Below are 11,734 nucleotides of genomic sequence, written 5' to 3'. Positions count from 1 at the left end.
CCGTTGTCGACGAGCTACCGGATCGCGTCCAATATCTGCCGGTGGCAGTACGCCTCCGGCTGCCCGCCCCGGCCACGCAGCCAGCCGGGCACCGGCAGCAGCGGCCGGACCACGGCCCACTCCGCGTCCGTCATGTCCGAGGGATACCGCCGAACACGTTCCGGGTGATCGGCCGCGTTTTTGAACCGGTGAGCGACACAATCACACGACGGTGCAGCCGAGTTGAACTCCACCGGCGTGAGCACGTAGAACTGCGGCAACAGGGTCTCCTGGATCTCGGTTGGCTTCGCAACCCCGAGCTACCGAGAGGCCCTGCCTTCATGCCCGCGAACAGCTGCGATCACCCGATCGAGACTCCCGTTCGACACCCACCCCTCAAGATCGGAACGACAACAGCTACTTACTCTACGTAAGTACGTGCACCGGATCGTCGGAGCCGGTTCCAAGATCCGCATCGCGGTCCGAAGCGCCTACACGAGGGCCGCGTGACTCCTGCATTGTTCGGCTTGTGCAGCGACCGCAAGATGATCTTTGAACGCTTCGTTTACGCAGGTCAGATACTTCGTATAGGAGTTCCGGGACATCTGAGTGACGGATGCCGCCGCACCCTGCCTGAACTGCATGGATGCGGGTCAGAGGAGGGTGCGACGGCATCTCTGGGGCTTCTCTGGGACTTTGGGGCCGGGCCGGGTTGTTCCCGGTTGCCACGGGGGCTAAGGGGGCCACGGCTATGCGAAGACCGCGTCGACGGCGGCGCTGCCGCGTGCTCCCGCGCGGGGCAGGAAGTGCGTACTTCCGGAGCGTGAACCCTGGGTCCGAGTGGCTTTGCCACCGGGCCGGGGAGACGACCGACTCGCCGGCCTCCAACTGCTCGGAGGCGTGGAAGTGGCGCAAGGCAGGTGAGCCGTGCTCCCGAGACGTCTCCCAGACGCGGGATCCGTCCAGAGCGCTCTCCTCCAACGTCGGATGAAGCCGGCCAGGGCGGGCTTCCAGACGTAGGAGTTGAAGTAGTTCCGGGTTGATCGCCTTGCTCTCACGCCCCGTCACCAAGAGGTGTACATCCTGGGCCGACGGTGTGAGCAGGCCGTCCCGCTCACCGGCATCGGCATCGGCCTGCCGGATCCAGCCTCACAGAGCCTCGTGATGCACGCCGAGTTCCTCGGCCATGCGACGGATCGCGGGCTTCGGCTCAGCGGTCCGGTACCTCCGCACCGCACACTCATGCCACTTCAGCGGGTACTTCCTCGGGGCAGGCATCGCCAGGGTCCTCTCAAAAGACCTGTCTGACCTGCTGTCACCGTTCCCCGCATCGCGGGGAACCTCAGCATGGGGACTCGTACTCGTGCGGCGCAAGGACCGCCTTCCGGGCTTTGTCCCGAAGCCGCCGCAAGACTGACCCCGCCGGCATGCCCCGCTTCCCTCCTCCGTTTCGAGCCCGGTCCGGCGCGGTCGATCGGGCTCGGCCCGGTTTCGGGGCGCCCCGACGCGCCTGCCGGTGCGAGCCGTCGATCACCGCCCGGGACCAGTCAAGCTTCCCGGCCTGATGCAGCTCGGTCAGCACCACCTGGTGCAGTCTGTCCCACACACCGGCCTCGCTCCAGTCCCGCAGCCGCCGTCGGCAGGTCATCCCGGAGCCGAAGCCGAGTTCCTGCGGCAGCCGCTCCCACTGGATGCCCGCGTGCCAACGAAGAGGGTCCCTTGCAGGCACAACCGGTCATCCCACGGCAGCCGTCCCGGATTCCGTGCCCGCCGGGACCGCACCGGAAGAAGCGGTTCGATCCGCACCCACAAGTCGTCCGTCACCAGCCACGGCGGGCTCTTCCCCATGATCTGTCCAACGAGCACACCGCAGAACCGGACACAAGCCCAAGCACGCTTTCTGTCAGCTTCGCTCAGGGCTGAGGCCCATGTCCGCGGCGGGTGCCTGGCGACGCGCGTCCGCGCGACGACATCGACATGATGGATTCGTACAGGTCAGCGGCCACGTGCTCCCGCAGGCGCCGTTGCTTCCCGACCTGAGGGGCGCGAGTTCGGGGAGGGTGTCGTGGTCACCGCCGACGTGGCCACCTGTCCCGGGCGATGCCGCCCATCCGCTCGGCAGACCCCTGCCACTCGTGACGTCGACACCTCGGAGCAAGGCCCGAAAAATCCCTTCCGCCCCGGTTGAGCGGGAGTCGGTGCGGCGGGATCCTGGAGAGGGTGCCCGGATGTCGACGGGGTCCCAGGTGCTGCCGAACCCCGTTCTGGTCAGACTGAACGGGACGAGAAGTCCATGAAGCAGGGACCTCACATCCGGAGGGACCGTGGAGGAACGCGTACCGGAGGACTTTGCGGTCTTGATCGGCGCCGACGGGGCGATCATGGTGTGGAGCACCGGGGCTCAGCAGCTGCTCGGATACGAACCCCTCGAGATCGTGGGCCGACCCGCCGCCGACCTGCTCGCCGCCGACCTGCCCGGATCCGCGCGGCGCCATCTGGCCTCCGGGCACCGGTGGACCAGCGAGGTGGCGCTTCGGCACCGAGGCGGAGACCGTGTCGTGGTGCGGCTGCAGGGGACGCCCTTGGCGGACGCCGGCCCCGAGCGGCTCTGGCTCGTGACCGCTTCCGCACCGGCGAACGTGGCCTGGCGGCCCGATCCTGGGGCGGTGGCCTTGTGGGACCTCACGCTCGCGCAACTCCCGGTGCCGGTGGCGGTCTACGACCGCGAGGCCCGGTTCGTGGCAGCCAACGAGATCATGACGCGGGTGATGGGCAGGACCGAGGAGGAGATGCGGGGCCTGACCCTGTGGGAGATCGAGCCCACCTGGCCTTTCGACGAATACGACCGCCTCCAGCGGCAGGTCCTGCGCACCGGTGAAATGGTGTTCCACGAGGAGCACGGCCAAGCCCCGGGTGAGGTCCGGCCGCATGCCTGGTCGATGTTCGTTTCGCCGTTGAAGGACGAGACCGGCACTACTCGAGGGGTGTCTTCGACCGTGTTCGACACCACGGAGCAGTACTGGGCCCACCGCCGCCTGGCGGTCCTCAACAACGCCGGCCTCATCATCGGCAGCACCCTGGACGTGACCCGGACGGCCGAGGAACTGGCCGAAGTGGCCGTGACCGAGTTCGCGGACTTCGTCACCGTGGACCTGCTGGAGTCCGTCGTACTGGGCGACGAGCCGGGACCTGTACCGCCGGGTGAGCCGGTCACCGTTCTCCGCACGGCGCAGCGGTCGGTACTGGAGGGCTGCCCGGAGTCGGTGATCGCCTCGGGCGACACGACCCACTACCCCGTGGGCACACAGCCGATGCGGACGCTGGTCACCGGTCGGGGCACACGGCACATATCAGGAGATCCGGGGCTGCGGGAGTGGATCAGGTCCTCCCCCGCCCGCTCCGAGTCCATGGCCGAATACGTGATCCACTCGGTGATGATGGTGCCGCTGCGCGCCCGGGGGGTGACCCTGGGGCTGGTGCACTTCCTGCGACACCGGACAGCGGATTCCTTCAGCGAGGACGACCTGCTGCTCGCCGAGGAGATCGTCGCCAGAGCGGCTGTGAGCGTGGACAACGCCCGCCGTTACACCCGTGAACGCCGGGCCGCACTGGCGCTCCAGCGCAGCCTCCTTCCCGAGCGGCCGCCGGGTCTGGCGGCGATCGAGGTGGCCTACCGCTACCTGCCGACCGGTTCCGGTACGGACGTCGGCGGGGACTGGTTCGACGTGATCCCGCTGTCCGGCGCTCGGGTCGCGCTGGTCGTGGGCGACGTGGTGGGCCACGGCATCCGGGCATCCGCCACCATGGGCCGCCTGCGGACCGCCGTCCGGACCCTCGCGGACATCGATCTCGCCCCCGACGAACTGCTCACGCAGCTGGACGACCTCGTCATCAGGCTCGACCGGGAGGAGGGCCCGGACATACGCGAGCGGGCGGAGGACGCGGCGGTGGAGGTCGGCGCCACCTGCCTGTACGCCGTGTACGACCCTGTTTCCCGCCGCTGCACCATAGCCCGCGCCGGGCACCCGCCACCCGCCCTGGTCACTCCCGACGGCAGCGTACGGTTCATGGATCTGCCGGCCGGGCCGCCGCTCGGCCTCGGTGGCCTGCCGTTCGAAGCCGCCGAGGTGGAGCTGGAGGAGGGCACCCTGCTCGCCCTTTACACCGACGGACTGGTCGAGGCCGCCGACCGTGACATCGAGGTGGGGCTCACTTTGCTGCGCCAGGCGTTGAGCGGCCCCGCCGCACCACTGGAGGAAACCTGCGACCAGGTGCTGCGCACCGTGTTGACCGACAGTCCCGCCGACGACATCGTTCTGATGCTGGCTCGGACATCCGCTCTCGACACCGGAAAGGTACGCACCTGGCAGCTGCCGAAGGACCCCGCGGCCGTGGCCAGGGCCCGCAGGATGGCGAGCGAACAGGTGGCCGCCTGGGGACTGGCGGAGGCGGTGTTCACCATCGAACTGATCGTCAGCGAGCTGGTCACCAACGCCATCCGCTACGGCGACGCCCCCATCGAGCTGCGGCTGATCCACGACTCCGCGCTCATCTGCGAGGTGTCCGACGGCAGCAGCACCGCGCCGCACCTGCGCCGGGCCCGCGTCTTCGACGAGGGCGGGCGCGGGCTGCTGCTCGTCGCCCAGGTCTCCGAGCGCTGGGGCAGCCGCCAGACCCGGGTCGGCAAGACCATCTGGGCCGAGTGCGCCGTGGAAACGCCTTGATGCATTCCGGGTCGAGCCGGGAGGACTTCCATTCCATGTCGAGTTCCGGGTCGAGCCGGGAGGACTTCGGAGAATACTCCCGGGTCGAATGCCTACCCGGAGCTGACCTACCCGGAGCCGAAAGGCTCGGCCGCGTTGGGCATGGCCAGTTCGAGGACGCCGCCGAGGACGCCATAGCCGCCGATGGAGTGGTTGATGACTCCACACCGTCGGCCATGGCCTGGTTGACGGCCGCCACGACGTCCACGTAGGGACAGCCGTCGGCCCAGCACACCTTGTAGACGGCGATGCGGGCGGCGGGTGCCAGCCCGGATACGCGGCCGGCCAGACCGGTGACGGTGACCCTGCTGTCCATGTTCCCGGCGGCCGTCGTGACGGTGTGGGTGCCGTGCGAGTCGGAGTCCATGGCAGGGGAACCGGCCCCTTCGAGATCACGAAGTCCACCGGGAAGACCAGGGCCACGCTCGACCGCCGAGACGGCCACTGGGACGGCAGGGTGCCGATGGCCGCCGAACTCGGCATCACCACGGGGTGGGTGGCCTGTGAGGGGTCTGTCCCGCCGGCCGTGGCTCGACCGGGCGATGGGCACGTTGACGGAGTAACCCGCCGCGCCGCGCGCGCTGTCGCCGTCGGCCGGGCCGGTCGCTCCAGCTCCGCCGCGCGCCCGGCCGTCCGCAGGCCGAGACGGCCGAAGCCATGGAGAAGAAGCCGGGGACGGTCGCGCGTCACAGCTGCCGTCAGCCGCGACGTGGATCCGCCACCCCGGAGGCCGCCTTCCCGAATTCGGCCTCGTCTACCCGCGGGCGCGCGGGTGAGGTGGTGGGCAGGTGAGGTGGTGGGCGCCTTCACCCTCGACCAACGGTCGGCGCATTCGCCCGGCGTTCGGGTCCGCTCCTCGCTTGAGGCCCTGCACGGCGGCCACCCGACTGTCGTCCCGCCCCTGCCTGCCCACGCACGTGAAACCTGGGGGCCCGGCCCGAGCGCCGACGGGTCCCACCGTCCGTACGAGGTCGGCCACTGCCAGGTGGTCATGAGAACTCAGTCACAGCCGGCACCGGTGACCCGCCACCCAATGGATACTGTTCAGCGGTATATAGGAGAGTGTGTCCGATCCGCCACTCCGAGTACCGCACACCGGAATTGTCACCGCCGACATATTCGTTCCGGCTGCGGAGACGGGGCACGGCAACTGGCGTACGGCGACAGGACTGCGACCTCGATCGCTCGCGACGAAGCGTGCTGCCACCGCAGAAAAGCGTCCTCGATGCTCCTCGATGTTCCAGGACGAGGGCGAGTCGTTGAAAGGCGAGAAGGAACGCATGACCATTCGGACGACAGCCGTGGGGAATCTGCCCGCGGCCCTGACCACGTTCGTGGGCAGGTACCGGGACCTCGCCGAAGTACGCCGCCGTCTGGGGACGACGCGGCTGCTGACGCTCACCGGTGCGGGCGGGGTGGGCAAGACACGGCTGGCGCTGCAGGTGGCCGCCGCGTCGACGACCGACTTCGCGGACGGGGTGTGGCTGGTGGATCTGGCGCCACTGCGGGACCCGTCGCTGACGGCGAACACCGTGGCAGCCGCGCTCGGGGTGCCGGACCTGGGCACACGACCGGTCGTCGACCAGCTCGCCGCCTTTCTGACCCACCGCAGTCCGCTGATCGTGCTGGACAACTGCGAGCACCTCATCGACGCCTGCGCCGAGTTGGCACATGCGCTGCTGTCGGCGTCCTGCGGCATGCGCATTCTGACGACGAGCCGCCGCGCGCTGGGAATCCACGGCGAGCACGTCTTCGTCGTCCCTCCGCTGACGCCGGACGACGCGGTGGAACTGCTGCGGGACCGGACCATCGCCGTGCGCCCGGAGTTCCGGGTGACCGAAAGCAACCGCGCCCAGGTCCTCCGGTTGTGTGAGGACCTGGACGGGCTGCCGCTGGCCATCGAGCTGACCGCGTCCCGGCTGCGGACCCTGACCGTCGACGAGGCGGTGAACCGGCTGGAGGACCGCTTCGGACTGCTCACGAGCGGCTGCCGGGTCGCCCGGCCGCACCAGCGGACGCTACGCGCACTGATCGACTGGAGCCACGAGCTGTGCACCCCCGCCGAGCGGCTGCTGTGGAACCGGCTGTCGGTCTTCGCGGACGACTTCTGCCTGGACGCGGCCGAGGATGTGTGTGCGGGCGACGGCATCGGCCGCGACGAGGTGCTGGACCTCCTCGACCGGCTGGTCGTGCAGTCCGTCGTGCAGTCCGTCGTCCTGCCCTGCGGGCGCGAGGGACTGCCGCGCTACCGGCTGCTGGCGACCATCCGCCAGTACGGGCGGGAGCGGCTCGCCGAGTCCGGTGAGGAGCAGCGGACGCTGCGACGGCACCGCGATTTCTACCTGGCCCTCGCCGAGCGCCTCGCCGACGGCTGGTACGGCCCCGGCCAGCAGGAAAGCCTGACCCTGCTGCGTGCCGAACATGCCAATCTGCGCTCGGCGCTGGCACAGGGTGGCGACCCCCAAGCCACGCTGGCACTGGCCGCCGCGCTGCGCTTCCACTGGTGCGAGGGCGGATTCCTCGGTGAGGGACGCCGCTGGCTCGACCACGCGCTCACCGCCGCACCCGAACCAAGCCCCGCCCGGGCCAGGGGGTTGTGGGTCGCCGCCTGGGTGGCGGTGCTGCAGCACGATCACGCCGCGGCGTACCGGTTGCTGGACGAGGCCGCGGAGCTGGGCGAGCGGATGGCCGACCGCGTGGTGTCGGCCCACGTCCAGAACCTGCGGGGCACGTTGGCGTTGTTCAGCGGCCGGCTGGTGGAGGCCGTGTCCTTACTGGAGGAAGCGGTGGTCGCCCACCGGCGGACGAACGAGGAGATCGGGGCGGTCTACACGCTGATTCTCATGGCCACCGCCCAGGCCCACCTCGGGGATCCGGGCACCACGGAAACCTGCAGGCAGGCGCTCGCCCTCGCCGAGGCGCATGACGAGCGGCTGGCCCGGGCGCACGCGCAGTGGACGCTCGGCTACGACGCCTGGGTGCGCCGCGACCTGGCGGAGGCCGCGGTCATGATCCGGGCCGCGTTGGAGAACGAGCAGGGCTTCAACGACTACATCAGGGTCGCACTGATGCTGGAGCAGCTCGCCTGGGTCACCACCGCGAGCGGTGACCACCAGCGGGCGGGCCGGCTGCTGGGTGCCGCGCGTGTCCTGTGGCGGGACATCGACACCAGCATCTCCACGTTCGGACCGCACATGGTCGACCAGCACGCCGAGTGCGAGGAGGAGATCGTACGGGTCCTGGGCCCGGCAGCGTACGAGGACGCCCTCGTACAGGGAGGGCGCCACCGGGGCCCCGCCGAGGCCATCGCCTACGCCCTGCGCGCCGAGGCCGAGCCGACCGCCCCGGCCCCGGCAGCCGCCACGGTCCCCGCCCCGAGTCCGCTGACCCCCCGGGAGCGGGAAGTGGCCGCGCTGATCGCCGAAGGCATGAGCAACCGGCAGATCGCCTCCGCGCTCGGACGGTCACCCCGCACGGTCCACGGCCACGTCGAGAACATCCTGGCCAAGCTCGCCTTCGGTTCCCGCGCCCGGATCGCGTCCTGGTGGACAGCGAACCAGGGACCCACCCCGTAGGACAACCCCGTAGAAATACCCGGTCCCGCTGCGGGGGCCCGGCCCGTAGAAGTACCCATGGCCTCGGGGCAGCCCCCGCGCCGAACCTCTTTCCATGACGCACGACAGGGCTCGCCCTCCTGCGCCGCGGGCCTCTGAACCGCGCTCAGGAGTGCCCTGTCAGGGCTCGCCAGTAGTACGTGAGCGCCTGAACCGGCATGAAGGTCAGCGTCAGGATCGGCAACCGCCGCGCAGCGCAGTCCATTTCATGGGGCGCTCGGTTCGGAACGACAAGGAGCTCAAGTGACGACCGAAACGCAGGGGCAACTCCCTCGAAGGTCATTTCTCGCCACTGCCATCGCTGTGGCGGCCGGCAGCATGCTGGCGGGCGGCACGGTGGTCGCCGGCGCCGGCCGCGCCAGCGCCGCGGACGGCGCGGACGTCACCTGGAGAATCACCAGTGAGGCCGCCGACGCCAGGACCGGCTACGCCAACATGATTCGCGGCATCAATCAGGCGATCAGCAGCCACAGGGTCAGGCCGAGTGACGGCAACGGGGACCCCACGGGCCGCCCCGTTTACGTCACAGACAGCGAGGGGCGGAACTCGTACATCACCGTCGACCTGCACGCCGAGGACAGGCCCGCGATGATCCGGGTGTTCATGCGCCGGTCGGACACTTACGTCATGGGATGGCGGTCGGGCACCGAGAACGCCGACGGCAGCGTGGCGTGGCGCACTTTCTACCACCTGGAGAGCGACATAACGCTGCCGGGTGCCCGTCGGCCCGTCCGGGACAGCACCGGGAGGGAGATCGCCGGGAACACGAACAGTCGGTGGGAAGGCCTGGCGAACTACAGCGACCTGGCGCAGCAGGGCGCCACCCGCGACGGCATGGAGATCACTCCCGCCAGCCTGCACGCCTCCGTGATGAACCTGTGGGACAGCGGTGAGTTCATCAGAGCCCCTGTCGGGGCGCGGTCGATCCTTCAGATCATCGTGGCACTCGCCGAAGCCTCCCGGTTCCGGAACCAAGCGGCTGCGACCGCGGTGGCGTTCGGCCAAGGTCAGCCGTACATCGTCACCGCGCAACACATGGCGCAGCACAACAACTGGTCCCTGATGAGCGCTGCGCTTCTGGGTGCGGTCCTCGTGGCCAGCGCCGCCCTCTCGCCCGAACTCGAAATCGGCGGCGCCGTCTACGAGACCGCGGCGGCGCTCGCGGGAGTGCTCATGATGGCCCACCACTCGGACAAGAACAGCCGGGGCAGGGGCTTCTTGGCGGAAACCACGTTGCTCGTCGCGGCCGACGGAACCGGCGACTACTGGACCGTGCAGGACGCGATCAACGCCATTCCCAACTCGGGCGACAACACCATCGTCATCGACACGGGCGTCTACCACGAGGTCATCAGCGTCCCGAAGGGCAAGAGCTGGCTGACGATCGAGAGCGTCAGCGGCAAGCGCGGGGATGTCATCATCCACAACTCCAGGTGCAACGGGATGATCAACCCGTCGACCGGCGCGAAGTACGGCACCCAGGGCAGCGCGGTGGCCACCTTCAGGCCCCCCAACCTGACCGTCCGGAATCTCACGATCAGCAACACGTTCAACCGCGCCGCGCACCCCGAGATCAGTCCGTACGAGACGCAGGCCGTCGCGGTAGCGGCCATGGGGGACCGGCAGGTCTTCCGCAACGTCTCGATCATGAGCCATCAGGACACCCTGCTCGTCAAGGGAGAGACGCCCACGACCCAGGCCCGGCAGTACTTCGTCGGCTGCTTCATCCGGGGCGACGTGGACTTCATCTTCGGCAACGCCACCGCGGTGATCGACCGGTCCTCGATCCAGGCGCTCCCATGGCCCGGTGGCACCGTGCTGGCGCCCAACACCGACTACCGGAAGAAGTACGGCATCCTGATCATCAGAAGCAGGATCACGACCGCCGGTGTGCCGAACGACACGATGCACCTCGGCCGGCCGTGGAAGAACGCCCCGGAGGTCAGCCCCCAGGCGGTGGTCCGGCAGACCGAGATCGCCGCGGGCATCAAGGACGCGCAACCCTGGACCAACATGGTCCCCGACTACCCCTGGCAGTCGGCCCGGTTCAAGGAGTACTGGAACTGGGGCGACGGAACCGGCTTCGGCCCGAACTCACCGCAGATGAGCGACTCCGAGGCGGCCAGCTACACCGCCGAGAAGTACCTGGCCGGCACGGACGGATGGGACCCGGTCTGATGACCCGGCCGAGGTGAGAGGCACGCACCCACCGCCGACACCCGCAGCACGTCACGCGGCCTGCTGGTCCCTCCCGGGACATCTGAGGCCGCGAGGGTGGCGGGCCGCCGGCTGACCGCGAGCGGCTAGGGAGACGCCTCGGTGGAACTCAGGGGTCTCGTCGGCCAGTCGAGGAGACGGGCGCCGATGACCGCGGTCTGCAGGGTGTAGCGGTCGGTGGGGTCGGTCGGGTCGGCGCCGGTGAGGGTGTGGACGCGGGCCAGCCGGTAGGTGAGGGCGCGCACGCTGAGGGAGAGCCGCCGGGCGGTCGAGGCGGCCACGCAACCGGTGTCGAAGTACGCGGTGAGGGTGTCGAGCAGGGGCTGGGCCCCGCCGCGCGCCTGCTCCAGGGAGCCGAGCGTGCTGCTCACCAGGTCGACGAGTGCCTGCCGGTCCCGGGCCAGTACGGGAAAGACCAGCAGGTCGGCGGCGCGCAACAGCGGCTCTTCCAGGCCCATGCGCTGGGCCACGTCCAGGGCGTTGAGGGCCTCCTCGTAGCTGTGCCCGATGCCGACCGTGCCGGGCCGGGAGCGGCCGATGGCGACCTGGGCCCGGCCGGTGGCGGCGTAGGAGCGTTTGGCGAAGTGGGTGAGGACGTCGTCCTGGTCTCCGGGGGCGATGCACACCATCCGGCCGTCCTTGGTGGTGAACAGGATGCGGCGGTTCTCGAAGCGGGCGAAGAGTTCGCTCGCCACCTGCCGGGGTACGGGGTCGGTCTCGTCGTACTTCTCCGGCCCCTCGGCGACGGCGACCGCGTGCGCGCGGGACAGCCGCAGCCCGAACCGTTCGGAGCGGGCGGCGAGCTGACCCGGGTCGCCGCGGCCGTGGAGGAGGTCGTCGATGAACTCCCGGCGGGCGGCCTCCTCCTTGCGGACCACGAGCCGCTGGGCGCGCTCGTAGCCGTCGGCGAAGGCGTCCACGGCCTGTTCGATGACGGCGAGGACGCTGTCCGGGTCGGCGGCCCGCGGCCAGTTGTCCCGGCCGGCCACGAGGTGCGCCCTGACCAGTGACCGCCAGCCGTGCCCGGCTTCCGCCGCCCGTGCGCCGAGCGCCCGCCGCGACTCGATCTCGTCGCGCGTCAGACGACGACCGGTGGGTGCGGCGTCCGCGAGAACCTGTTCGAATCCGTCGAGGAAGTCCTCGCCCGGGTGCCCGCCGGCC

At 69.8% G+C, this 11,734-nt stretch carries 4 protein-coding genes and 3 pseudogenes; 3 read left to right on the top strand and 4 right to left on the bottom strand.

Annotated elements, in window-relative coordinates:
* Positions 1-14: 14 nt before the first annotated feature.
* Positions 15-134, bottom strand: a complete 120-nt coding sequence (locus OG858_RS34530; protein WP_256960572.1) for a transposase — start codon at positions 132-134, stop codon at positions 15-17.
* A gap of 1,293 nt (positions 135-1,427) precedes the next feature.
* A pseudogene (locus OG858_RS34525) lies at positions 1,428-1,827 on the bottom strand (transposase); the annotation flags it as partial.
* A 476-nt stretch (positions 1,828-2,303) separates the two neighbouring features.
* Here OG858_RS34525 and OG858_RS34520 point away from each other — a divergent pair.
* Entirely contained in the window at positions 2,304-4,703 is a 2,400-nt protein-coding gene (locus OG858_RS34520; protein ID WP_319263281.1) for a SpoIIE family protein phosphatase, read from the top strand.
* A 262-nt stretch (positions 4,704-4,965) separates the two neighbouring features.
* Here OG858_RS34520 and OG858_RS34515 read toward each other — a convergent pair.
* Positions 4,966-5,109, bottom strand: a pseudogene (locus OG858_RS34515) (S8 family serine peptidase); the annotation flags it as partial.
* A gap of 913 nt (positions 5,110-6,022) precedes the next feature.
* Here OG858_RS34515 and OG858_RS34510 point away from each other — a divergent pair.
* Both OG858_RS34510 and OG858_RS34505 read left to right on the top strand, forming a co-directional pair.
* Positions 6,023-8,317, top strand: coding sequence for a LuxR C-terminal-related transcriptional regulator (locus OG858_RS34510; RefSeq protein ID WP_319064410.1), 2,295 nt, complete (start codon positions 6,023-6,025; stop codon positions 8,315-8,317).
* Between the two features lie 282 nt (positions 8,318-8,599).
* Entirely contained in the window at positions 8,600-10,534 is a 1,935-nt protein-coding gene (locus OG858_RS34505) for a pectinesterase family protein (RefSeq protein WP_319064409.1), read from the top strand.
* 125 nt (positions 10,535-10,659) lie between these two features.
* Here OG858_RS34505 and OG858_RS34500 read toward each other — a convergent pair.
* Positions 10,660-11,715, bottom strand: a pseudogene (locus tag OG858_RS34500) (PucR family transcriptional regulator); the annotation flags it as partial.
* Between the last annotated feature and the right edge of the window lie 19 nt (positions 11,716-11,734).

This window comes from Streptomyces europaeiscabiei, from assembly GCF_036346855.1.
In the GTDB taxonomy this organism is placed as follows: Bacteria; Actinomycetota; Actinomycetes; order Streptomycetales; family Streptomycetaceae; genus Streptomyces; species Streptomyces europaeiscabiei.
This window is presented reverse-complemented; position numbering and strand designations above follow the sequence as displayed.